The 23,423-nt window shown below is 35.0% G+C and carries 23 protein-coding genes and 1 tRNA gene; 19 read left to right on the top strand and 5 right to left on the bottom strand.

Annotated features, from left to right (window positions below):
• Nucleotides 1-47: 47 nt before the first annotated feature.
• Both HCO57_RS01770 and HCO57_RS01765 read right to left on the bottom strand, forming a co-directional pair.
• Complete coding sequence (locus tag HCO57_RS01770; protein ID WP_167987572.1) at nt 48-902, bottom strand: hypothetical protein; 855 nt, start codon at nt 900-902, stop codon at nt 48-50.
• A gap of 89 nt (nt 903-991) precedes the next feature.
• Nucleotides 992-1,065: transfer RNA gene (locus HCO57_RS01765), tRNA-Arg, on the bottom strand.
• Between the two features lie 201 nt (nt 1,066-1,266).
• Between HCO57_RS01765 and HCO57_RS01760 the strand changes: the two genes are divergently transcribed.
• Entirely contained in the window at nt 1,267-1,491 is a 225-nt protein-coding gene (locus tag HCO57_RS01760; RefSeq protein ID WP_167987571.1) for a hypothetical protein, read from the top strand.
• Here HCO57_RS01760 and HCO57_RS01755 read toward each other — a convergent pair.
• Nucleotides 1,488-2,399: a universal stress protein gene (locus HCO57_RS01755; protein ID WP_167987570.1), complete on the bottom strand. Its 912-nt coding sequence runs from the start codon at nt 2,397-2,399 to the stop codon at nt 1,488-1,490. The genes HCO57_RS01760 and HCO57_RS01755 overlap by 4 nt on opposite strands.
• 82 nt (nt 2,400-2,481) lie before the next feature.
• A complete protein-coding gene (locus HCO57_RS01750) occupies nt 2,482-3,171 on the bottom strand; it encodes a Crp/Fnr family transcriptional regulator (protein WP_136951825.1) in 690 nt (229 codons plus the stop codon).
• A 129-nt stretch (nt 3,172-3,300) separates the two neighbouring features.
• Here HCO57_RS01750 and HCO57_RS01745 point away from each other — a divergent pair, with 129 nt between their 5' ends.
• The 8 genes from HCO57_RS01745 to HCO57_RS01710 are packed head-to-tail and all read left to right on the top strand — an operon-like array spanning nt 3,301 to nt 11,874.
• Nucleotides 3,301-5,676, top strand: coding sequence for a heavy metal translocating P-type ATPase (locus HCO57_RS01745; protein WP_167987569.1), 2,376 nt, complete (start codon nt 3,301-3,303; stop codon nt 5,674-5,676).
• A 56-nt stretch (nt 5,677-5,732) separates the two neighbouring features.
• On the top strand, nt 5,733-5,918 hold the full coding sequence (gene ccoS / locus HCO57_RS01740; RefSeq protein WP_167987568.1) for a cbb3-type cytochrome oxidase assembly protein CcoS: 186 nt from the start codon (nt 5,733-5,735) through the stop codon (nt 5,916-5,918).
• Nucleotides 5,919-5,924: 6 nt separating this feature from the next.
• Nucleotides 5,925-8,126, top strand: coding sequence for a cytochrome-c oxidase, cbb3-type subunit I (gene ccoN / locus HCO57_RS01735; protein ID WP_167987567.1), 2,202 nt, complete (start codon nt 5,925-5,927; stop codon nt 8,124-8,126).
• Nucleotides 8,127-8,138: 12 nt separating this feature from the next.
• The gene (locus HCO57_RS01730; protein WP_167987566.1) at nt 8,139-8,324 is read left to right on the top strand and encodes a CcoQ/FixQ family Cbb3-type cytochrome c oxidase assembly chaperone; all 186 of its coding nucleotides are present in this window, start codon (nt 8,139-8,141) and stop codon (nt 8,322-8,324) included.
• A gap of 2 nt (nt 8,325-8,326) precedes the next feature.
• Complete coding sequence (locus HCO57_RS01725) at nt 8,327-9,265, top strand: cbb3-type cytochrome c oxidase N-terminal domain-containing protein (RefSeq protein WP_167987565.1); 939 nt, start codon at nt 8,327-8,329, stop codon at nt 9,263-9,265.
• Between the two features lie 9 nt (nt 9,266-9,274).
• The gene (ccoG, locus tag HCO57_RS01720) at nt 9,275-10,702 is read left to right on the top strand and encodes a cytochrome c oxidase accessory protein CcoG (RefSeq protein ID WP_136951831.1); all 1,428 of its coding nucleotides are present in this window, start codon (nt 9,275-9,277) and stop codon (nt 10,700-10,702) included.
• A 12-nt stretch (nt 10,703-10,714) separates the two neighbouring features.
• Nucleotides 10,715-11,161 (top strand): FixH family protein, encoded by a 447-nt coding sequence (locus HCO57_RS01715; protein ID WP_167987564.1) that lies wholly within the window; start codon nt 10,715-10,717, stop codon nt 11,159-11,161.
• Between the two features lie 2 nt (nt 11,162-11,163).
• Nucleotides 11,164-11,874: a sulfite exporter TauE/SafE family protein gene (locus HCO57_RS01710; RefSeq protein WP_167987563.1), complete on the top strand. Its 711-nt coding sequence runs from the start codon at nt 11,164-11,166 to the stop codon at nt 11,872-11,874.
• Between the two features lie 282 nt (nt 11,875-12,156).
• Here HCO57_RS01710 and HCO57_RS01705 read toward each other — a convergent pair whose 3' ends face one another.
• Nucleotides 12,157-12,867, bottom strand: a complete 711-nt coding sequence (locus HCO57_RS01705; RefSeq protein ID WP_167987562.1) for a membrane or secreted protein — start codon at nt 12,865-12,867, stop codon at nt 12,157-12,159.
• A gap of 511 nt (nt 12,868-13,378) precedes the next feature.
• On the opposite strand from HCO57_RS01705, the gene HCO57_RS01700 reads away from it, so the two are divergent.
• From HCO57_RS01700 to HCO57_RS01655, 10 genes are all read left to right on the top strand, one after another.
• Nucleotides 13,379-13,912: a GRAM domain-containing protein gene (locus tag HCO57_RS01700; protein ID WP_209065939.1), complete on the top strand. Its 534-nt coding sequence runs from the start codon at nt 13,379-13,381 to the stop codon at nt 13,910-13,912.
• A gap of 166 nt (nt 13,913-14,078) precedes the next feature.
• Nucleotides 14,079-15,011, top strand: coding sequence for a hypothetical protein (locus HCO57_RS01695; protein ID WP_167987561.1), 933 nt, complete (start codon nt 14,079-14,081; stop codon nt 15,009-15,011).
• Nucleotides 15,012-15,253: 242 nt separating this feature from the next.
• Entirely contained in the window at nt 15,254-15,598 is a 345-nt protein-coding gene (locus HCO57_RS01690; protein WP_410492664.1) for a glyoxalase/bleomycin resistance/dioxygenase family protein, read from the top strand.
• Nucleotides 15,599-15,853: 255 nt separating this feature from the next.
• Nucleotides 15,854-16,642, top strand: a complete 789-nt coding sequence (locus HCO57_RS01685) for a hypothetical protein (RefSeq protein WP_167987560.1) — start codon at nt 15,854-15,856, stop codon at nt 16,640-16,642.
• 243 nt (nt 16,643-16,885) lie between these two features.
• On the top strand, nt 16,886-17,467 hold the full coding sequence (locus tag HCO57_RS01680) for a hypothetical protein (protein ID WP_167987559.1): 582 nt from the start codon (nt 16,886-16,888) through the stop codon (nt 17,465-17,467).
• A gap of 392 nt (nt 17,468-17,859) precedes the next feature.
• Complete coding sequence (locus HCO57_RS01675) at nt 17,860-18,597, top strand: LytR/AlgR family response regulator transcription factor (RefSeq protein ID WP_167987558.1); 738 nt, start codon at nt 17,860-17,862, stop codon at nt 18,595-18,597.
• Nucleotides 18,598-18,713: 116 nt separating this feature from the next.
• A complete protein-coding gene (locus tag HCO57_RS01670) occupies nt 18,714-19,922 on the top strand; it encodes a hypothetical protein (protein ID WP_167987557.1) in 1,209 nt (402 codons plus the stop codon).
• 982 nt (nt 19,923-20,904) lie between these two features.
• Nucleotides 20,905-21,987, top strand: coding sequence for a hypothetical protein (locus HCO57_RS01665; RefSeq protein ID WP_167987556.1), 1,083 nt, complete (start codon nt 20,905-20,907; stop codon nt 21,985-21,987).
• Between the two features lie 161 nt (nt 21,988-22,148).
• On the top strand, nt 22,149-22,775 hold the full coding sequence (locus HCO57_RS01660; protein WP_167987555.1) for a DUF6610 family protein: 627 nt from the start codon (nt 22,149-22,151) through the stop codon (nt 22,773-22,775).
• Nucleotides 22,768-23,397, top strand: a complete 630-nt coding sequence (locus HCO57_RS01655) for a hypothetical protein (protein WP_167987554.1) — start codon at nt 22,768-22,770, stop codon at nt 23,395-23,397. Before HCO57_RS01660 ends, HCO57_RS01655 begins: the two co-directional genes overlap by 8 nt.
• The last annotated feature ends 26 nt before the right edge of the window (nt 23,398-23,423 follow it).

The following is a 23,423-nucleotide window of genomic DNA, read 5'->3' as shown; positions in this document are numbered from 1 at the left end:
AAAATGTAAAAGTGTGAGAGTGTGAGTGAGAGTGTGACTGTGTGAGGTCAATCAATTTGAGATAGGAGAGTAGAAATTTCTTCCGACAAATCTATTGTTTTTGAATTGACCTTCAATCTATTTTTTGAAGTTGAATAGTTAGTTGCCGATAAGATTTCTCCTGTCTTTGTCAAAAAACTTCTCGATTTTTCAATCGATACCGAAGTGAAATTTTCATATAAGACCTTAATTCCCTCGAGGAATGTTATTGCTAGGGAGCTGTCACAATTGAACTGTAGTGTATTTGTAGTATCTTGAGTAAGGACTTCTATAAAATTATTTTCAGTGCAGTCATCAACAAATATTTGATGCGCCATGGCAACACTATAAAGGTCTTTAAAAATCGATATTTTAACTCCTTCCTTGACTTCAAAAATAGAATTATTGGAAATACTAAATATTGAAGTCTCGTCGTTTTTTGAATCGAATGAATCAATTTCATTAATCAATATTTCCAAATAAGATTGAAGAAAAGGATATCTACCATGGGGCGCATTATCATACAGCTTTGAATATTCCTTCCTTATCCTGTTCAAATATGCAGCTAATGACTGATTTGAGACATGACAATAATCAATACCATTCTCAATGGTCAGAATAGAATCCCTTATGATTTCAAGTATTTGAGGGCGAATCTTTTTTTCAAAGGTAATTATGAAGTATTCATCCTCACCACTAGAGTACTCATCCTTCAAAATAGAAATTTGATGGTTATGTCTATCTAAATTGTTTATTCGATGACCAAGCTGTTCATTTAAATAACCATCATAATAAACCTTAAGCTCTACATCGAGTTGTTGATGCAGAAAAACACTTAATTTCCTAAATGGAAAAAGATAAAGATTATTATCATCCCTATTCATAATTCAAAAAAACGAAAAATGTTGCAGGTATGTTGCAGGCAAATGGAATAAAAAAAGCCCTCACGTCTGTGAAGGCTTAATTTGTAAAGTGATCGCGGAAGGATTCGAACCTTCGACCGTCTGCTTAGAAGGCAGATGCTCTATCCAGCTGAGCTACGCGACCTATTTACTCTGTGTTAGAGCGGTGCAAATTTACTATTTATATACGTTTTTACAAGAATAATTTACAAAACTATTTTCACCTTTCTTATTATCAATTCATATTCAAGTGCTTATCCTAATAAAAAAAGTATAAATCTTAGTTAATTACACCAGTGAATCCTAAGTATCTTCTTGCAATTTTGTTATTTTTAATTAAAAAGCTATGAAAAATAAAAGTATGCTCTGGGTACTCTTTACTACCCTATTATTGGTAACCTTAACGCTATTAGCCAGTTTTAATGTATCTTTTTCAATTATTTTTTACCTAACTGTTGCTGGGCAAGCCGCTGTAATTGCAATGGTTTATAAAGTTTTAACGGATAAACATACCACCACTTATACTTTTAAAGATAGATATGCAGACCAACCTTTAAAAAACAATGACTAAGATACTTTAAGTGTATCTTCTAATTTAGATACACCAGTAAAATTATTATTGGTTGTCATACCCAATTCTGGAATTACTAATAAGGGAACTTGCGCGTGGAACGCAGTACGTTTAACCACAGGTTCTCTTGTCATTTTTTCCATATAAGAATGTTGATAATGCAGCATGGCTAAAAGGTGAATTTGCATCTCCTCAGAAAAAACTTCTAAAGTTTTAGATACCGAATTTAACTCAGATACCGTATGTATATAATGTTCAACATTCCCCATGTATCTTCTAAGCATGGTTAAATTAAACTGTTGCAATTCCGTTAGGGGTTTTATCTCATATTGAACATGTACAATACGTATGGTAGCTTTAAAACTCTTCGCCAGCTGTAGTAAAGGCATCAACTCTGAGGCAGCATAAAAACGTGTAAAATCTGTAGCAAAAGCAATCTCTTGTGGTCTTACAAACTCAAAGTGTTGTGGAATAACCAATATGGGGCATTTTTTGGTATTCTTTATAATACGTACTGTATTACTACCCATAAACACCTCATCTATCCCGGATGCTCCTTTGGTTCCTGTTAAAATCAAATCAATCTTAAAGGTTTCAACAACATCCTTAACCTCATCTATCAATAAATTAAAGCTAGAAATGGTTTCAAAATCGTGTAGTGGATTGTCAAAAACAGTTTTAATCTTAGCAACTGTTTTTTGTAAGCCTTTTTCTGAATAGGCTTTTACCGCATCTTCTACCCTTACACCATCTACCATGGGCGCCATAAACCGACTACTAGTGATAGCTGGGGTGTAGGTATTCAGCAAATAGAAAGTTACGCGCTCTTTTGCAAATAGTTGCATACCATATGCAATAGCATTCCATGCATTATCCGAAAAATCTGTGGGTATTAAGACACTTTTCATTCCAACTTCATTTTAGTTGGTATAAAATTAAAGTCTAATGGAAGCCTATTCTATGACAATTGTCAGGTTTGGTAATCTAAATTTAAAAACCTTCTACCAAATCTAGTAGTCCTTGCTCATCAGCAATAGCAATACGTTTACCAGAACTTTTAATTAAACCTTTCTTTTTAAACTCAGAAATAATACGGATGGCAGATTCCGTGGCGGTACCGACTACATTAGAAATATCTTCCCTACTCAACGTTAAAGCCAAATAACCATCTTTGTCTTCGCCAAAATTGTTTTTCAAATACAAAAAGGCTTCTGCAATACGTTGTTTCACGGTTTTTTGAGACATGTTTACAATCACATCATCGGCCTCTTTTAAATCGTGCGCCATATGTCTAAGCACCTCCAAGGTAAAGTTTGGATTTTTATGCAGGGTATCTGTAATGCTATTTTTAGGAATAAAGCACAACTCCATATCACTCACGGCTACAGCAGATAGGTTGGTATGCTCCTCTGCAATCACGGAACGTTGACCAATAACTTCGCCCTTAGAAGCCAATTTAACAATTTGGTCTTTCCCGTTTTCACTTAATTTAGACAGTTTAGACACCCCGTTTCTAACACAATACACTCCGTTCAGCTTATCCCCTTCATTAAAAAGTGGTTCGCCTTTCTTCACTTTCTTTGTAATCTTAGAATCGGAAACTTGCTTTAACTCCTCTTTGCTCATGGCCCTGAGGGAATTAAATTGCCTTATAATACAATTTTCGCATCTGCTTTCCATACTACTAAAGTTGTTTTTACCTGACGAGGTAAAGGTAAAAAGTTAGGTTGCCCTAATTTATGACAATTATCATGTTTTAAGAAGCGTCCATCCTTGAATTTTGCACAAGGTATGCGTTAAATCTAGGTTATGGACAAATCAACTTGCTATCATTGTGGCGATTTATGCACCACACAAAATATAAAATTTGATGACAAACAATTTTGCTGTAATGGTTGTAAAACCGTTTATGAAATTTTTAGTAGCAACAACCTAACCTATTATTATGATTTAGAGGAAAGCGCAGGTATTAGCCCAACTAATAGCGGTAATGCTTTTGATTTTTTGGACAACGAAGATGTTTGTAGAAAATTGCTAGAATTCAATGAGGATAATCTGCAAGTTGTACAACTCTTTATCCCAAGTATCCATTGTAGCTCTTGCATTTGGGTTTTAGAAAATTTACAAAAACTACATCCTAACGTAAAAACAGCACAGGTAGATTTTCCAAAGAAAAAAGTACGCATTACCTATACTAGTCAACAATTTTCTTTAAAAGACTTAGTACTGCTATTGGCCAAAATTGGGTACGAACCTAGTATTTCTTTAGAGGATTACAGTAAGACCAAAAAGAAAACCGACCGTAGTTTATTGTACCGTTTAGGATTAGCAGGCTTTGCTTTTGGCAATGTTATGCTCCTATCTTTTCCAGAGTATTTTGAGGTGAACGAGTTTTGGCTAGACCAATACAAACATACGTTTAGGTGGCTCATGTTCGCCTTTTCTGTTCCCGTAGTTGTTTATGCCGCCCAAGACTATTTTAAATCGGCCTACAAAGGGCTAACCTCTAAACTTCTTAATATAGACGTACCCATAGCTTTAGGTATTTTAGTTTTATTTTTAAGAAGTACCTATGATATTGCTTTAGACCTTGGTTCTGGTTTCTTTGATAGCCTAACTGGTTTAGTTTTCTTTTTGCTTTTAGGGCGATATTTTCAGCAAAAAACCTACGCTTTTTTGTCTTTTGAGCGCGATTATAAATCGTACTTCCCTATTGCTATTACTAAAAAAGAAAAAGATGGTACAGAACATAATATTGAAATTCATGAAATTCAAAAAGGTGACCGTCTACTCATAAGAAATCAGGAAATTCTGCCGGTAGATGCCGTACTACTCTCCGCTACCGCAAAAATTGATTACAGTTTTGTTACAGGAGAATCAGAAGCTATTACTAAAAATTCTGGCGACCAAGTATTTGCTGGGGGCAAGCAGTTAGGCGGAATTATAGAGATTGAAGCTCTAAAAACAGTATCGCAAAGTTACCTTACCCAGTTGTGGAGTAATGCTGTGTTTAATAAGAATAAAAGTAGCAGCTTCCAAACCCTAACTGATGCCATTGGGCAACGTTTTACCATAGTTGTACTCAGTATTGCCGCACTAGCCGCTCTTTTTTGGCTATGGCAAGACCCCAGTAAGGTGCTCAATGTATTTACCGCTGTTTTAATAATTGCATGCCCGTGTGCTATAGCCCTAGCGGCACCTTTTACCTTAGGGAATCTTATCCGCATTTTTGGTAAAAAAGGATTTTATTTAAAAGACACCAATACCATAGAACGGCTAGCACAAATTAAAACCATTGTTTTTGATAAGACCGGCACGCTAACGACCAACAAAGAAAATAGTATCCATTACCAAGGAGTTGCTTTAAATAAAGAGGAAGAACGATTATTAAAAACCACGCTACGGTCTTCTAACCATCCCCTAAGTCGTTCCTTGTACCAAATTTTACAAGAACAAGATATTGCTACCTTAGATACATTTACAGAAGAACCAGGTAAAGGTATTCAAGGTTCATATTTAAAAGATACCATCAAAGCAGGATCTGCAAGCTATACAGGAGGTACCAATATTAATGCGGAAACGGCGGTACATGTAGCGGTTAATGATGACCATAAAGGACGCTTTGTATTTAAAAATACCTACAGAAAAGGTATAGAAGCACTTTTTGCAAAACTACAGCAACAATTTAGTTTAGTTATTTTATCTGGCGATAATGATGGGGAACGTGCTAATCTAGCCGAACGCTTTCCGTTTGCTATGCCTATGTATTTTAACCAAAAACCAGAAGATAAATTAAAGTATATAGCACAATGCCAACAAGGTTCTAAAGTTTTGATGATTGGCGATGGATTAAATGATGCTGGCGCATTGGCTCAGAGTGATGTTGGTATAGCGGTATCGGAAAACGTGAATATTTTTTCACCTGCTTGTGACGCAATTTTGGAAGCCCAGCAACTGCCATCACTACATCAGTATTTAACACTTTCCCAGAAAGGCATTCGCATTATTAAAGCAAGTTTTATACTGTCTTTATGCTATAATTTGGTAGGCCTATATTTTGCTGTTACGGGGCAATTACAACCTGTAATAGCAGCAATATTAATGCCTCTAAGCTCCATTAGCATTGTCATATTTACTACAGTAGCTACCAACTTTATCAGTAGAAAAATAAAAACAGAAAGCTGATAAATGTCATTTTTTAGGGGGGTGCATCACCCTAGTTTTACATCAAATTAAAAGGTATGAGTGTTATTTACATTTTACTATGTATCAGCATAACTATGGCTGTTATATTCTTCCTCGTCTTTATCCTATCGGTTAAGAACGGACAGTTTGATGATGCCTATACCCCATCTATACGTATGCTTTTTGAGGACGAATTGGTAAAATCTGATAAAAAAATATCAACCAAAGAAAATTTAGATTAATTAATTATGGAAGTACAACAATTTCAGTATGACAACAAGATTGTACAGAAGTTCCTTTATGCCACCATGTTTTGGGGTATCATTGGGATGGTTGTAGGGCTATTACTCGCCTTTATGTTCTTGTTCCCTAACTTAACCGATGGTATCTCTTGGTTAAGTTTTGGTCGTTTAAGACCCTTACACACCAACGCAGTAATCTTTGCCTTTGTAGGTAATGCTATTTTTGCCGGTGTTTATTATTCCCTACAACGCCTATTAAAAGCCCGTATGTTTAGCGATGTTTTGAGCAACGTTAACTTTTGGGGCTGGCAGTTAATTATTGTTGCTGCCGCCATAACACTTCCTCTAGGCTACACCACTTCTAAAGAATATGCAGAATTAGAATGGCCAATAGATTTAGCTATTGCTATAGTATGGGTGGTCTTTGGTTGGAATATGATTGGGACTATCTTTAAAAGAAGACAGCGTCACCTTTATGTGGCCGTATGGTTTTATCTGGCCACTTTTGTAACCGTAGCCGTATTACATATATTTAATAGTTTAGAACTCCCCGTTTCTGGCTTAAAAAGTTACTCGGTATATGCTGGCGTACAAGATGCCTTAGTACAATGGTGGTATGGACACAATGCTGTGGCCTTCTTTTTAACTACACCATTCTTAGGCTTAATGTACTATTTTGTGCCTAAAGCTGCTAATAGACCGGTATATTCCTATCGCTTATCTATTGTTCACTTTTGGTCTTTAATCTTTATTTACATATGGGCAGGTCCGCACCACTTGTTATACTCTTCTTTGCCAGACTGGGCACAGAATTTAGGGGTGGTGTTCTCTGTTATGCTTATTGCACCTTCTTGGGGTGGTATGATTAATGGTTTGCTAACCCTACGTGGAGTATGGGACAAAGTACGTACGGATGCTACTCTTAAATTTATGGTTGTAGCCATTACAGGCTACGGTATGGCCACTTTTGAAGGGCCTATGCTTTCCCTTAAGAATGTAAATGCCATTGCGCACTTTAGTGATTGGATAATTGCTCACGTACACGTAGGTGCCTTAGCATGGAATGGTTTTATGACTTTTGGTATGATTTACTGGTTGGTGCCTAAAATGTTTAAGACCAATCTATACAGTAAAGGTTTGGCTAATTTCCACTTTTGGATTGGCACCTTAGGTATTGTACTCTACGCTTTGCCTATGTATGTAGCCGGCTTTACACAGGCCTTAATGTGGAAAGAGTTTAATCCTGATGGAACCTTAGTATATGGTAACTTTTTAGAAACAGTTACGCAAATCATTCCTATGTATTGGATGCGTGCTATTGGGGGTACCTTATACATCGTTGGCGCACTTGTTATGCTTTATAACGTAGTTAAAACCATTAAAAGTGGTAGCAAAGTAGAAGACGAACTTGCAGAGGCTCCTGCTCTAGAAAAGGTATCCAAAAGAAGATTGGCAGGAGAGACCTTCCATACATGGTTAGAACGTAAGCCTGTACAATTAACGGTGTTAGCAACAATTGCTATTCTTATTGGGGGTATTATACAAATTATACCAACTATACTAGTAAAATCTAACATCCCAACCATAACCAGTGTTAAACCATATACCCCATTGGAGTTAGAGGGGCGCGATTTATACATCCGTGAAGGTTGTGTAGGCTGCCATTCTCAAATGATTAGACCTTTCCGTAGCGAAGTAGAACGTTATGGCGAATATGCCAAAGCGGGGGAGTTTGTTTACGACCATCCTTTCTTGTGGGGTAGTAAAAGAACAGGGCCAGATTTATTACGTGTAGGTGGTAAATACTCAGACAACTGGCACTTAAATCACATGTATGATCCACAAAGTACCTCTTCTGGTTCCATAATGCCTGCCTACCAATGGTTAGTTACTAATGAGCACGACCGCAGCCAGGCACAAGCAAAAATGAAAGCGATGGTAAAACTGGGCGTTCCCTATACAGAAGAGGATATTAAAAAGGCTCCAGAGCAGATGGACCTACAAGCGGCACAGATAGAAAAGAATTTGTATGCAGACCCAGAATTCGCTAAAACCTATGAGGCAGATAAAAAATATGCACAAGACAACAACCTTCCTTTTATAGCAATGAAAGACCGGGAGATTGTAGCTCTAATTGCCTATCTGCAACGCTTAGGAACAGATATTAAAATAAAAGAAACGGACGAGCTTTTATCTCAGAATCAATAAAAGAAAAACATCATGCTAAAATTCGTAAAAGAACACATGCAAACCATAGATGGGGTAGCCACTTACCCTATGATATCCTTACTCATTTTCTTTGTGTTTTTCACCTTGTTATTCTGGTGGGTAATCACTGCAAGTAAGGCGCATATAAGAGAAATGGGAGAACTTCCATTAGATAAAGATAACCAACAAAATTTATAATTATGATGACTAAAACTCCTTGGTGGATACGTATTCCGATAGTATTCTTCTTCATTTTTGGGTTGATGGAGTACTTTATAGATGCTGGTGACCAATTGGCCATCATAGCGTACCCTGCTACACAGCTTTTCATGGTTTTGGTTTTGTTGATTTTAATAGCTATCGAATTGATTTTAGGGGCCATAGAAAACATCATGCTCACCACGATGAAGCCAGAAGCACAAACCCGTTATTTTGAAGCCAAAAACAAAAAATGGGAATGGACGTGGGCCAAAAACATGTACCAAAAATTAACGGCTAGTAAGGAAATAGAAAAAGAGGGCGAAATTATCTTAGACCATAATTATGATGGTATTAAAGAACTAGATAATGTTTTACCACCGTGGTGGGTGTATATGTTTTATGCCACCATTGTATTTGGCTTAGTATATTTAGTACGCTTCCACGTGGTTAATGATTATAATCAAGATACGGAATATGAGCAAGAAGTGGCAGAAGCACGCATTGCTATAGAGGCTTATAAAAAGACAGCAAAAGATTTAGTAGATGCAAGCACCGTAGTTAAATTAACAGAAGCGTCTGACCTTAAAGCTGGGGAAACTATCTTCCAAACCAATTGCGTGGTCTGCCATATGGCAGACGGTGGCGGTGGTATTGGACCCAACCTAACAGATAACCACTGGATATTGGGTGGTGGTATTTCTAATGTTTTCAACACCATATCAGAAGGGGGTAGAGACGGTAAAGGTATGGTAGCTTGGAAAGCTAGTTTAAAACCTAACGAAATTGCACAAGTAGCAAGTTATGTGTTGCAATTTGAAGGCACTACACCTGCCAACCCAAAAGATCCAGAAGGAGAAGTTTGGGTAGACCCAAACGCACCCGCAAAAATAGTAGTACCCGCAAACACACAGCCTTTAGATAGTTTAACAACAGAATAGCAAACGCTAATGAGTACAGAAGGAACAGGACAAGAGAACTTTAGGGATTCCATAGCAACGGTAACCAAAGAAGGTAAGCGCGCATGGATATTTCCTAAAAAGCCTAGTGGTCAATTTTATGACTATAGAAAGTACGTGAGTTATGCCCTACTGCTTTTCCTTGTCTTGGCTCCTTTCATCAAAATTAATGGCAACCAGTTTTTACTTTTTAATGTATTAGACAGGCGCTTTAATATTTTTGGTTTTCCTTTTTGGCCACAAGATTTTCATCTTGTAGTGATAAGTATGATTATTGGTGTGGTATTTATTGCGCTATTTACTGTGGCTTACGGTCGTATTTTTTGCGGGTGGATGTGTCCACAAACCATCTTTTTAGAAATGGTTTTCCGCCGTATAGAATTTTGGATAGATGGCGACCGCGGAGCGCAAATGCGTTTGGATAAAGCACCTTGGAATGCAGAAAAAATTAGAAAAAGAGTTATAAAATGGAGCATTTTCGCATTGATATCCTTTCTTATCGCCAATGTATTTTTGGCTTATATTATCGGGAGTGATGAATTATTGCGATACGTAATTGAAGGGCCGGCTGCCCATCTTAGCACGTTAATACCACTGCTAATTTTCACGGCTGTATTCTATTTTATCTTTGCTTGGTTTAGAGAACAGGTATGTATCATAGCTTGCCCTTACGGAAGGCTCCAAGGGGTATTGTTAGACGATAAGTCTGTAGTTGTTGCCTATGACCACAAACGGGGCGAAGCAGAAAATGGCAGAAAAAAATTCCGTAAGAATGAAGACAGAGCGGCTTTAGGTTTTGGAGATTGTATTGATTGTTTCCAATGTGTAAATGTCTGCCCCACGGGAATTGACATCAGAAATGGAACGCAATTAGAATGCGTTAATTGCACCGCTTGTATAGATGAGTGCGATACCATCATGGATAAAATCAACAAACCTAAAGGACTTATCCGCTATGCCAGTGAATCTGAAATTACGGAAGGTAAAAAGTTTAAATTCACCCCAAGACTCAAAGGCTATACGGCCATCCTTACCATTTTGGTAGGTGTGTTAGTAGGCATGCTTTTTTTACGTAACGATTTGGAAGCCAATATTTTGCGATTACCTGGACAACTGTATGAGCGTAAAGAAAATAACATTATCAGTAATGTATTTACCTATAAATTGGTTAATAAAACGGTAGCAGATGTAGAGCAGGTAGCGTTTAAACTGTTATCGCATAACGGAACCATAAAAATGGTATCTACCGCTGTTTTTACCGTACCAGCACAAGACATAGCAGAAGGAACTCTTTTTATAGAAATAAATAATAGTGCCTTAACTGGCGATAAAGACGTACTAAAAATTGGTGTGTATAGTAATGGAGAACTAATAGAAACCACCAAAGCACAATTTTTAGCACCGAGAAGTTACAATTAAAAGTAAAAATATATGAAACTCAACTGGGGAACAGGCATCGTAATAGCATTTATAGGCTTTATAAGCTTTATACTCTATTTTGTGATACGGATGAGCACGGACAATAGGGCAAATCACGATTTAGTAACAGAGGGCTACTACAAGCAAGAATTAGCCTATCAAAAAGAAATAGATGCTCAAGAATATGCCGCTGCCCTAGATGCAGAGCTTACTATAGAAAAAATTCCGGACGGATTGCTTATTCGTTTTCCAGAAAATTATAATTACAACACCATTAGTGGTACAATGTTCCTATACAGACCGTCGAACAGGCATTTGGATTTTAGCTTACCTATAAGTTTGTCCAACTCACATTTGCTCATACCTGACAATCGCCTGCTAGACGGTCGATGGGACATTACCATAAATTGGACCATTAACGGAAAAGACTTTTTACACAAACAAAAACTAATTTACTAAGAATGTTAACGGCTGCATTGGTTTTAGGTATTTTGGGTAGTTTGCATTGTTTGGGCATGTGCGGACCCATCGCCTTTATGTTACCCTTAGATAGGGAACATAAAGGAAAAAAACTAATGCAGCTTTTTTTATATCATCTAGGAAGAGTATTGGCATATGGTATTCTAGGTTTGGTTTTTGGGATTGTTGGCAAAGGCCTATACCTCTTTGGTATACAACAAAAATTGAGTATTGTCATAGGCATTCTCATGATTGCCATTACAGTAATCCCTGCCAAATACTTAAATACGTTAAAACTTACAGCGCCCATTTATAAAATCATAGGTCAGGTAAAAACAGTATTAGGTAGCGCCTTAAAAAAACGAACCGCAGACACCTTTTTAACTATTGGTTTTTTAAACGGATTTTTACCCTGTGGGTTGGTTTATATGGCACTATTAGGGGCTATTGCTCTGGCCACGCCCATGCAAGGAGCACTTTATATGATGCTTTTTGGAGTAGGTACTATTCCGTTAATGACCTCTGCCGTATTTTTTAGTTCACTACTCCAAGGAAATACCAAACAACGCATACAAAAATGGATACCTGCTTTTGTGGTACTCATTGGAGTGCTCTTTGTGCTACGCGGTATGGGCTTGGGTATTCCATATGTATCTCCTAAAGCCCCTGCACCACAAACCGAAATGGTATCTAGCCAAATGGAATGCCATTAAGTTTTTAGTGCAAAGTTTTTATTTTTATACTGGATGTAGTTCAGTAACTCACCCTAAAGTAAAAAGTACGAGGTATTAAGTACAAAGTACTATTTAACACCTACACCATGTCATTTCGATAGGAGTAGCGTAACTACGACTGAGAAATCTATTTTTAAATACAGCCTATTAAGTTTTTAGTGCAAAGTTTTATTGTCATACTGAACTTGATTCATTATTTCACCCAAAAGTAAAAAGTAATAGGTATTAAGTACAAAGTACTATTTAACCCCTACTTATCCCCTACTCTCTAATGCTCCAAATCTCATGGATGGGGTCGCCCTTACTAGAAGTACCACTATGGTGCCAGTCACCCTCCTTTAATTCATAATCAAAACTAAGGCTCATCCCTACTTTAGAAGGGTCCTTAGAAAAGAATTGTATTGTTTCTTGGTAGGTACCATTCTCTGTGGTGTATGTTCCCCCACCTGTTCCCATGAAGGCCTTGGTTTCCGTATTATACGCTATCCATTGAAAACGAGAACCAGATAATATTTTCATTGTTTTTCGGGGTTTGCCAGTATCTCTAGTTTGTAGTTCACCATCTCTTATTCTTCCAGACATTAACCATGCCCCTGCCAGTACTCCTGGAGTTCCATTATCCACACGGGCAAAAACAATATCGGAATTAGACATGCGTATAGTATTGGCTGTAAACTCCAACTCGTATGTATTTTTTGTTCCTACACGTTCTGGGTTATTAGAATCAAATTCTACATATTCCGTAACTAAATTCCCATCACGTTCCCAAGAACCACCACTAGTTCCTATGAATGCCCCAGTATTGGTATCGTACACGGTAGTTACCAAGCAACCATCAGCCACAAGAACACTAATTTTTATCGACTTTTTACCGGGCTCTCCGTAAATGCCTTCCCATGCGCCTAGTGTACTTTGAGCATTGGCTTTGAAAACACCAACTAAAAGGATAAATAATAAAATTGACTTTTTCATGACCCAGTTTTTAAGAATTCTTTTTCTAAAGCTACTGTTTAAAAAACAAATTAGAAAGCCTTAGCTATTAGATTACAGTTTATAGTTAAAAGTGAGAAGTAAAGCGTCCTTAGTATAAAGTAAAAGATTACTCGTCATGCCGAACTTATTTCAGCATCTCATTTTAAAGTAATTAGTACAATGTAATATACAAAGTCTACACCTCGTCATTTTGTAAGGAGTAGTACCGCTAAGACTGAGAAATCTCTTTAGTAATATGGGTTTTCAGCTTCTTATAGGTCCCGTTGAGCGCAGTCGAGACCACTGTTTTCTTTTACTACATTTTACTTAATGCTAACTACTTATAACTTTTAATTACTAACCAGTAAGCATAAGAAAATAAAACTTATCTTTAAAGCAGTTACACGCCCAATCCCAGGGATTAAGGCACGGATATCACAAAACATTTAATTAATAAAAAGAATTCAATTAATAGTTGTATCGCGTTAAAGCTAAAACCTATAATAATAAGATGATAAAGCTTGATTGGAAATTTAGAATTGTATCAACAATATTAACTGGAATTTTATTTGTTGGCATTATGTACTCTATGGATTATTTATTAGATGGAGAAGTTCAAAGTCTGAATAGTTACTTATTTCAAGGAACGTTTTTTGGGATTTTTATGGGAATAGGATTTCCGTTTGTAACACAAAAATTAGGAGCGAAATTTACTTCAAGAATTAACGAGAGTAATACGCCCAAATTAACTCCAGACGAGCATATTGAAATTGAGGATACAACAAACTTATGGCGAGGAATTGAAGCTGTTGGTGGAAAATTGTATTTAACCAATAAAAAGTTAGTTTTTAAGCCTCATAAATTGAATATACAAAAAGGGCAAATCAACATTCATTACAATAATATTACTGAAATAAGAAAAAGAAAAACAGCTAAAGTAATTGACAATGGTATTCAAATAAAAACACATGATGGAAATGAATTTAACTTCGTCATTAATGAAAGGGAAAAATGGATTGAAAAACTAAATGATAAAATTAAATAACATACTGCAAAAAAGGCAAATAGAATTTTTTTGTTCTCGTTTACTTGTGTAAAGCCTCCAACATTTGGCTTGCGCCAGTGCCCTGTGCTAGTGCCAGTTTGGAGTGTATGTTTTAAGCAGCATCAAAACCCTTGTAATTACTCACAACCCAACCAATAGCATTACTATGAGAAAAACATTATTTCTTTTACTAATCATTTCGTCTTTCAGCTATGGACAGACCAAATATGACAACTTCGATGAACTAATTTCAGAAGCAAACAAATTGAGAACTGATGCAATTTATGAACAAGCAATTTTAAAATACAAAGACGCTCTTGATATATTAACACCTAACTCCAGCACACCATTTTTTAATCTAGCAGAATGCGCGTTGAAATTAAATAATAATGTCTTAGCTGATAAATGGATTAGAAAAGGAATTGCGGAAGGTGGAGCGCAAATGGAATATTTGAGAAAGTATAAAGGTTTTAGTGAAATTCAAAATGAAGAGTTTTATCAGAAAATTATTGAAGATTACAATTCACTAAGACAACAATATTTCTCTACTATAGATAACATTGATATTTATCTAGAAATAGAGGAATTGACAGCGAGAGACCAATTTGTAAGGAAAATTGACGATTATATAAGTGGGAGAACGGATGAAGATATCTCGAATGCAATGGAACAGCTAAAAATCGCTCAAAAAGAAAATGATTCGGTCAACATAAAAAAATATATGAATCTAATTTTTCCAAAACCAAATAAGGAATACAAGAAACTTCAAAACGAATTAATGCGAAAAGTAGATTCATTGAACATTCAAAGACTTATGGAAATCACCAAAGAACACGGTTGGCAAGAAAGAGCTTGGATAATTCTTTGGCACCAAAGAGGGAATCACGATGAGGACAATTACGTTTGGAATTACTTTAGACCTCTCATAAACAAAGAAATTGAAGATGGTAAAATAAGTCGAAATTTTTGGAGTGCTTTTGACCAATTTAAAGAAATGATAAAAAATGGGAATTTTGGAACAATTACAGTTGGTGAGAAACCAAAAAATGAAATTAAAAATGAGAATAAAAAAAAAAATAAAAGGATAAGCACTATTTAATTATCCAGATACACGCAAGCTCTAGCGCTCCCCTACCACCATGTTTACTTTTTACTTACAGCATTATACGTATTACCCTATATTTCTAATATACAAGAAGAAGTTAGTATTAGCTATATTTGAAACCGTTACAGACTAAAGATTATTTGTAGTGAAATTGACGTATAAAATAATAACGGAAAGCCCCTATGGAATTTGACAGAACAGGAATAATACTTTACACCATTGCATAAGAAGAGTGTGTGGCTTTTTATGAGAAAATATTAGAATTAACCAAAATGTTCTCAACTGAAAATCTGACTTGTTTTGAATTTGGGAGTGCGTACCTTATGGTAGAATTGGATGATACGTATAATGGCACCCAAAGAGCATCGGGTAGAAACAAAACTTGTTTACGAATGAACATTAAAAACGTTAAAAAGCTGGCAAATAAACTAACCGATAAAGGTATAGCGGTTGACTATCAAGAACACTCTTGGGGTACCGTGGCAAAGTTTTATGACCCAGATGGCAACCTATGCGCTTTTAAAGATTCTAAAACCTTTGAAAAACAAATAACCGACTTTAAAACGGATAAAATACAATAGAGATGAGTACAAATTACCTATAAACAATACTTGCTTCTGGCGTAACCAAAAGCTTTAGTTTAGAGCGAGGCGAGTAACCTTTACAATTAAAACTCATTAACCACAAAGGAAAGGCAATCAATTTTAAAAGTGTACAACAAAGCTTTATCCTAAATTTTATAAAGCTAGATAGATTTTAAACGCTTTTAAATTCAGGTAGATTTCTTCCAAAAAAATAAAGCACACCAACTAAATTTAAGTATCCAGCTAAAGATTATGAAAAAACTAGTTTTACTTATAGTAATAACGATTCTATCCTCTTGCAAACAAAATTATTTTGAGAAAAAATATGATAAGGCTTCTAATGAGGCGAATCTAAAGGAGGTTTCAAAACTAATTTCTGAAACTGATTTTAATCTACTTAAAAACTATATCGCTACAAGTAAACTAAAAAACAAGGACTTGGAGGAGCATACCTACCAAGAATTACTGTTAAAGGCAAAAGATGAATACGCCCAACAGGTAGAGCTAAAAAAAGAGAAAGAAAAAATAAGACGCAATACAAAATATCTGTGCTCAAAGGAATGGACCGAAAAAGAAATGGCTTTACTCATAAGACTTACGGATACCACAGAAGCAAGTATAGCACAAGCAAAAGAGCAATTAGCCCTTGGTATTTCTGGATTTAAAGGATTAGATATGCAGTATAGTATAGAAACCAATACTTATGGAACTTTTCTTAAGGGCATACTTGGCGGTAGCTTTAGGAGCACGTTTACTGGTGATAATAGGAGCTTTGAAAAATTTTATGAAAACGGAACTTTTAAAAGTTACCGTAAAAAAGATAGTGTAAATACCACCTATATTGGGGATTGGAATTTTAATGAGGCTAATCAGCTTTCTAGAAGCATAGGTTCTGGAACTACTGGTATGTATAAAAAACAATACATCACATACACCATAGTTATGTTAAATGAAAATACATTGCTGTATTACGAAGATTTTAACCAACCCATTATCACAGCCATAGAAATGGAACACTTACCTATAAATGGAGCACCGTAAATTGCTGTGTTTAACGTAAACTTAAACTAAAATAACACACTAATAAAGAGTACTTAACAACATGCATTCTCCCTCTCACCCATAATTTCACATGCTATCGTTTTGGCATAAGTAAATAAAAACTATCTTTAGAGCCGTTTCCTTCTTCGACCCCAACTTTTTAGCGTGGTTTTACCAAAAAGGTATCTGGAAACTAATTGATTTTCCATTGTCAGCAAATAGTATAACCCTAGAAACACGATTATGAAAAAAATTCAACTTTTAGGCATTTTAATGACGCTCCTAATTTCTAGCCTTCAAGCACAAACAGATTGTTCGGAACTTAAATCAAAAAACGAAAAACTGATTTCAGAATTGACCGAAAAGAATGGAATACTATCTGTTCAAAAAGAACGTATAGAAAAGTTGGAATCAGAAATTAACTATTACAAGGAGACTTTAAACCTTTTAAATAGCAAAATAACTGGTGAAGGTAACAATGTAATTTTCAAAATAAATTCTGTTAAGGGAAAAACCGATTTAGGGAAAATTATTATTGAAGGGTTGATTGAAAACAAAGGGGCAGTCGGAAAATTTCAATCCAAGTCCATAGAATTAACCGACCCACAGGGAAATATTTACAAATCAAGTAAAGTTTCTTTTGGAGGTGAAAGTTATTTACCGCAATTCCAGAAAAACCTACCCGTAAAAGTTCAAATTGAATTTGATAAAATCATAGATGAAAGTCCAATTATGAAAGCAATGGTATGGTCTATCTATGGTGGACAAAGATTTGGAGCTAGCTATACGGTAATTTTTAAGAACTTAGCTGTGGAATGGGAGTAATCATGAATGCAATATTTCGTTTTCGCGATTTTCCCTTAGGCGAAATTACTACCATTCAGCTTGGGGAACTTTTTGGCGAACAATTACTACTTCCCCCAACCTAATCATAGCTTAAACGCTACAAAACATTAGCAATGAAATACTGCATTATAATATTCTTTTTTCTTGTAAGCCTATTTTCAATTGCTCAAGATATTGATGTCCTTAAAACGTATACGGCCAGATATTTGTAATATTATACTATTAAAATTCCATAGCCTACGTAAAGCTATATTTGCCAATAGATATTATTATAGCAGCCAATGATTTCCTTAAACAAAACAATATCCTACACTAAAAACTGGAAACATACTTTAGTTATAGCGTTTTTACTGGGGTCTGTAATCGCGCTAATGTTAATAACCTTGGAACCTTTTGATAGCGATACTAATTTCTCTTACAAACAATTAATTCTTTCGGGTTATGCCTTATGTGTACTACTACCTATACTTTTAATACACCCCATAGAGAATTACGTATATAAAATACAGACAAACAGGTGGTTTGTATTAAACGAATGCGTTTACATCTTAAGCACCTTATCTATAATATTCATTTTTTCTTTCTTTTACCACTTCTTTGTAATTAGCGGGCTATCCTCTTTTAGCAACCAACTAATTTGGGGATTTATAAAATCTTATGGTATTCCCTTTGTGCCACTCATAGTTCCTTTGTGGCTTTATTTGCGTTCCAAATACGGGGAGATAGAAGTACCAAAGTATAAAGCAGAGCATCCTAAAAAGGTTAAAAAAATAACTATTCATGGTGTAAATAAAGCTGAAACATTAACCCTTTTAGAATCGGACTTTATTTTTGCCAAAGCACAACAAAATTATGTAGACATCTATTATAATACGGCAACAGGTATGCAACAAAAAACCTTTAGAAGTACCCTGTCTAATATGGTTAAACAACTCCCTAAAGCGTGGCAAGTACACCGTTCTTATTTGGTGAATCTAGATTACATTAAAACGGTAGAAGGTAATGCCAGAAAACGTTTTGTTAGGATTACCCCTACAGAAGAAACCATACCTATTTCTCAAGTATACTACAAAGCGCTCAGTAAAAGACTTTCAAATTCGTCCCAATAGCTGCAATTACAGCCCGTGAACTTCAATTTTAAACCAAAAAGTTCACGTTAGGCACACTCTTTTTTTTCATCTGTTCGTAAGCTTTTTTTTTGTTGTGAACTTTAAAAAGCGAACAAATGAAAACGTATAATTTTTTAATTGTAGTAAGTGTGCTAGCAATGCTAACAAGTTGCTCTTCTAGTAAATATGTAAACTATTTAAAGCAGAATACGGAGCGTGTTGATATGACAGATTCTCTTCAGTTTTCTTCTCTAGATGATGAGTTTTATAATAACGACTTGTTCTTTGTTGGAGAGATACACGAAGTAGAAACATCTCCAAGAATAGATTTTGCCATGTTTACACAACTCAATAATAAGGTAAATGTGCAAATTTACCTTGCTGAAATGGATATTGCCCAAGCCTATTATTTACAAAAATATATTGAGGGCTCTAACGAGATAGCTTTAAAAGACATTCTAAAAAATTGGGCCGTTTATATAGGAAGTATCTCTGAGCAATACCGACATAAATGGGTTAAATTAAGAGCATACTACGCACAACTACCAGAAGGCTCTAAATTTAAAATCGTTGGTTTAGACAAAATTGCGGATTATGCTTTATTAAGAAAACTGGTTCAAGAAAAAATACCAGAACAATATTTAACCCAATTACCTACAGAGGATAACGGTTGGATTGCGTGGTCTACAGACCAATTAGACCAAATTATAAATTCTGGAGTAGTAGAACATACAGATATAGCACTACTTAAAGACCTCCAATTTAATATACAAACCAACGCAGAGATAAAATCTAGAGACCATTTTATGTATCAAAATTTTAAAAGGTATTACCTAAACAAAGAATGGAAAAATAAAAAAATATACGGTGGTTTTGGTTTTGCCCATACCTTACAAGCCTACGATTACACCTTAGCGGGTAGAATTAAAAAGGATTCTACATTACTTTACACCCACAAAATGGTGAGTATGAATGCACTTTATGTAGACTCAAGGCTAACCGTACAAAGCGCTTCTCTACCAAAATTTTTACAAGATAAAGGGAAAGATTTTACCAGGTTTAAATTTTCTTATGATAATAGGTTATTTATGTACATTAAGGGAATTGCAGATTACAAAAAAGTCACTAAGCCTAACACCATTAACTTAATAAAATTAGACTCAGAAAATTCTCCGTATTTGTACACGGCTAGAGGAACTAAAACTAAAAGGTTACTACCCATTTGGGAAGGCTTTGACATTATTGAAGGTACCGCCACCACCGATTATGCACAATTTGTCTTTTTAATTAGGAATGCTGATTGGGTTGTACCCGATGCAAAATAGCTACGTATTAAAATACTGATTACCAATTGCGTATATACGCGTCATGCTGAACTTGTTTCAGCATCTTTATGTTATAGGAAAATTTTAATAGTTTTGACGTCATTTCGAAGGAACTAGCATAGCTATGTCCGAGAAATCTCTTTAAAAATGTTTAGCACCAAATGTATATAAGCGTCATGCTAAATTAGTCCCAATACAATTGAAGCTGAAGACGAATACAGCTGCTCCCTTTAGTAAGGGGAGCTGTCCAGAGGACTGAGGGGTCTGTGTTCTAGTTAGAAGTTAAAAGTAACCAGATATGTTTTCCAGTCCGTCATTTCGAAGGGAATAGCGTAGCTATAACCGAGAAACCGCTTTAAAAATGTTTAGCCCCAAATGTATATAAGCGTCATGCTGAATTAGTCCCAATACAATTGAAGCTGAAGACGAATACCGCTGCTCCCCTAAATTAGGGGAGCTGTCCAGAGGACTGAGGGGTCTGTGTTCTAGTTAGGAGTTAATGTAACCAGATATGTTTCCAGTTTGTCATTTCGAAGGGAATAGCGTAGCTAGGACCGAGAAATCTCATTAAAAATGTTTAGCTCCAAATGTGTATATAAGCGTCATGCTGAACTTGTTTCAGCATCTTTTTGTTTTAGGAAAAGGTTAATAGTTTTGACGTCATTTCGAAGTGACTAGCGCAGCTAGGACCGAGAAATCTCTTAAATAGTATGGATTTTCTGCTACGTATAGCTCTGGTTAAGCACAGTCGAGACCATTGCTTTGTCTTACTACTTTTTACTTACTACTTTTTACTTAATATTAACTACGTATAACTTTTGTCTACTAACCAACAAGCGTAAGAAAATAAAACTTATCTTTAAAGCCGTTACTTCCCCCAACCCAAGCGTTTAGGCGTGGGTGTTACCTATTTTTGACTAAAAGAAAAACCTGTGCAATGACGGATATTCCGTAGTTGCCACACATTTAAAAAACCTCGCCTATGAGTTATTTTAGTGACGAAGAATATAACGAAGACGAAAGACGAAACAATGCTTATCAAGCTGTGAACGCAGTTAGAGAAGCTGTCAGTCTTGCTAAAAGAGCTCATCAACCTATTACGTATGAGCAAACACTGGATTTAATTAATGACTTAAATCCTGAATTATATGAAGAGGTCAGTACTTTACTCGCAAGAAAAAATGAAAGTGATTGGGTTAAATACTTTAAAGAAAAGGCAATTGCTAAATCCACAGAAGAAAATGAAGTTAGTCCAATAGGTTTAATTGAGGAAGAACTAGCTGAACTAGAGGAAATTGTAGAAAAGGACAGAACTAAAAGGTTTTTAAATAAACGGATTTTCGACTATAAAAATGCTTTAGAATATTTTCAACCTAGAAAAGTAAGCGAACATAAAATACTAAATGCGGATTTTTATTTAGCAGAGCGACCTTCTTTTAAAATTTCCGAAACTCTTTACGAAAACGACGAGTTTAAAGACTACCAACTTCCGAATGGAAAAGTATTAAGATTAAGACTACTTCATCCAGATAAACCAGAACATATTATTGGAGCTGATTTAATTTATGAACAATTCAATTTAAAAACTAATCAAGCAAGATTTCTTGTTTTACAATACAAAACTTGGAATACCAAAAGCCTCAATTTATCGAGTGGAAATATTGGCGCTCAATTTGAAAAATTAGACAGAAATTTATGCAAATCAGGATATTGTTCTAATTATGAAGGCAAAAAATCGACGGGAGGTTATCGTTTTCCATTTTGTTCTGCATTTTTGCGTCCAACTTCATATATAGCTTCTGCTGACAGTAAGTTAGTCAGCACAGGAATACACGTTCCAATTTGTGAAGTTTTAAAAATTAAAGAAACAGAGAAATCTTTAACATCTAAAAATGTAAAAGGAAAAGCAGTTAGTTACAAAATCTTCGATGAATTATATGTGGAAAATATGTTAGGTTCAAGATGGCTGACTTTTGACGAATTACAAGAATTCTACGAATCTAAAGGTTTGTTGAGTTATCAAGATAGAATAAGAGTTCACGCTCAAGAAGTTAAACCCGATTAAAAAACGTGTGGCAACAATGGCAATAAGTAATTGCTTGTTCTCGCCTACTTCTGAAAATCCTCGCGGATTTCCAGCTTGTAGAGTACTTTTAAAATTAACTGCGAACCCACCCAACTGTTCATATATGAAATCGTTCGACTTCTTCAAAAAAGGAAATAATATTGATAAAAATTGTTAATCATAGTAAAAGAGTCTTAGAAATTGCCTCTGAACTGGGATGGGAAGTTGGGGCTAGATATACAAATTTAAGAGATATTAAAACTTTTAAAGACATTGCCTTTATTGACATTGATTGGAAGAATTACAATTTTAAAAAACACTTGGATGCGGTAAAGAAAGTTCGACCTAAAATGACCGTTGCACGTGATATTGAAAACTTAGACGATTTGGATATGATTCTAAAAGAAGCTGAACAATTAGAAAAATATTGTAAATCAATTATTCTTGTACCTAAGGATAAAAGGTTAATTGACAAATTAGATTTATTACCAAAAAAATATATTTTGGGATATAGTGTACCATCTAAATATGGAAAAACAGAAATACCTGTTGAAAAATTTCGTGGGCGAAAAGTTCATCTTTTAGGTGGTCGACCTGATGTTCAAAGAAAATTAGCAAGGCAATTGAATGTTGTAAGTTCTGACTGTAATAGGTTTACATTAGATGCTAAATTTGGTGATTATTTTATAGGTGATAGATTTGTAAAACATAAAATTGGTGGTTATGAAAACTGTATAAAAGATAGTATCTTAAACATCAATAAAATTTGGGAAGATTATAATGACTAAACGTGAACAGTTTTTAATCAAAATGTACGAACAGATGTTTAACGACATAGATAGACATCATAAAATTGTTTGGCAAGTTGTAGGTGTTTTAATAGGTTCTTTCGCTTTTATTGCATTGGCTGAAAAAAATATAATCCCAATTGATTTAGCTGTAACGATGATTATATTAGTCTCTCTTTGGGTTTTGGCACACGTTTACGATTCTAATTATTGGTATAATAGAAATTTAGTTATTATTTCAAATATAGAAAGACAGTTTTTAGAAAAAACTGATTTAAAAGATATACAGTATTATTTTGGGGAGCATAGAAGCAAAAATTCTGTTCAAACTTCATTAAAAATTCAACTTTATCTTGTGTGGGCTGTGATTATAGTTTTTTTATATTATCATTTTGTTTCAAGAATATATAGTGGTTTATTTTTAAAATGGGGTGAATCTACGATAGACTGGATTAGAATTACACCATATATCACAGTAATAATATTTTATTATATTCTGGTTAATTGGATTAAAAATAAAAGAAAGAAAAATTATATTGAGTTTTTAGAAAATTCACCCGGTAAAAATATTGAAACCGAATCTATTAAATATGGTGATGGACATCCAATTAACAATAATTAATATTGTCTAAGACAGGCTATTATTTT

This window comes from Croceivirga sp. JEA036 (genome assembly GCF_011882165.1).
Lineage (GTDB): Bacteria > Bacteroidota > Bacteroidia > Flavobacteriales > Flavobacteriaceae > Croceivirga.
The sequence above is the reverse complement of the archived record's forward strand: the minus strand, read 5'-3'. Positions and strand labels throughout refer to the sequence as shown.

Bases quoted from the DNA above. Each gene is read 5' to 3' on its own strand.
- HCO57_RS01770 (WP_167987572.1), bottom strand. From the start codon at position 902: ATGAATAGGGATGATAATAATCTTTATCTTTTTCCATTTAGGAAATTA.
- HCO57_RS01760 (WP_167987571.1), top strand. From the start codon at position 1,267: ATGAAAAATAAAAGTATGCTCTGGGTACTCTTTACTACCCTATTATTG.
- HCO57_RS01755 (WP_167987570.1), bottom strand. From the start codon at position 2,399: ATGAAAAGTGTCTTAATACCCACAGATTTTTCGGATAATGCATGGAAT.
- HCO57_RS01750 (WP_136951825.1), bottom strand. From the start codon at position 3,171: ATGGAAAGCAGATGCGAAAATTGTATTATAAGGCAATTTAATTCCCTC.
- HCO57_RS01745 (WP_167987569.1), top strand. From the start codon at position 3,301: ATGGACAAATCAACTTGCTATCATTGTGGCGATTTATGCACCACACAA.
- ccoS (WP_167987568.1), top strand. From the start codon at position 5,733: ATGAGTGTTATTTACATTTTACTATGTATCAGCATAACTATGGCTGTT.
- ccoN (WP_167987567.1), top strand. From the start codon at position 5,925: ATGGAAGTACAACAATTTCAGTATGACAACAAGATTGTACAGAAGTTC.
- HCO57_RS01730 (WP_167987566.1), top strand. From the start codon at position 8,139: ATGCTAAAATTCGTAAAAGAACACATGCAAACCATAGATGGGGTAGCC.
- HCO57_RS01725 (WP_167987565.1), top strand. From the start codon at position 8,327: ATGATGACTAAAACTCCTTGGTGGATACGTATTCCGATAGTATTCTTC.
- ccoG (WP_136951831.1), top strand. From the start codon at position 9,275: ATGAGTACAGAAGGAACAGGACAAGAGAACTTTAGGGATTCCATAGCA.
- HCO57_RS01715 (WP_167987564.1), top strand. From the start codon at position 10,715: ATGAAACTCAACTGGGGAACAGGCATCGTAATAGCATTTATAGGCTTT.
- HCO57_RS01710 (WP_167987563.1), top strand. From the start codon at position 11,164: ATGTTAACGGCTGCATTGGTTTTAGGTATTTTGGGTAGTTTGCATTGT.
- HCO57_RS01705 (WP_167987562.1), bottom strand. From the start codon at position 12,867: ATGAAAAAGTCAATTTTATTATTTATCCTTTTAGTTGGTGTTTTCAAA.
- HCO57_RS01700 (WP_209065939.1), top strand. From the start codon at position 13,379: ATGATAAAGCTTGATTGGAAATTTAGAATTGTATCAACAATATTAACT.
- HCO57_RS01695 (WP_167987561.1), top strand. From the start codon at position 14,079: ATGAGAAAAACATTATTTCTTTTACTAATCATTTCGTCTTTCAGCTAT.
- HCO57_RS01685 (WP_167987560.1), top strand. From the start codon at position 15,854: ATGAAAAAACTAGTTTTACTTATAGTAATAACGATTCTATCCTCTTGC.
- HCO57_RS01680 (WP_167987559.1), top strand. From the start codon at position 16,886: ATGAAAAAAATTCAACTTTTAGGCATTTTAATGACGCTCCTAATTTCT.
- HCO57_RS01675 (WP_167987558.1), top strand. From the start codon at position 17,860: ATGTTAATAACCTTGGAACCTTTTGATAGCGATACTAATTTCTCTTAC.
- HCO57_RS01670 (WP_167987557.1), top strand. From the start codon at position 18,714: ATGAAAACGTATAATTTTTTAATTGTAGTAAGTGTGCTAGCAATGCTA.
- HCO57_RS01665 (WP_167987556.1), top strand. From the start codon at position 20,905: ATGAGTTATTTTAGTGACGAAGAATATAACGAAGACGAAAGACGAAAC.
- HCO57_RS01655 (WP_167987554.1), top strand. From the start codon at position 22,768: ATGACTAAACGTGAACAGTTTTTAATCAAAATGTACGAACAGATGTTT.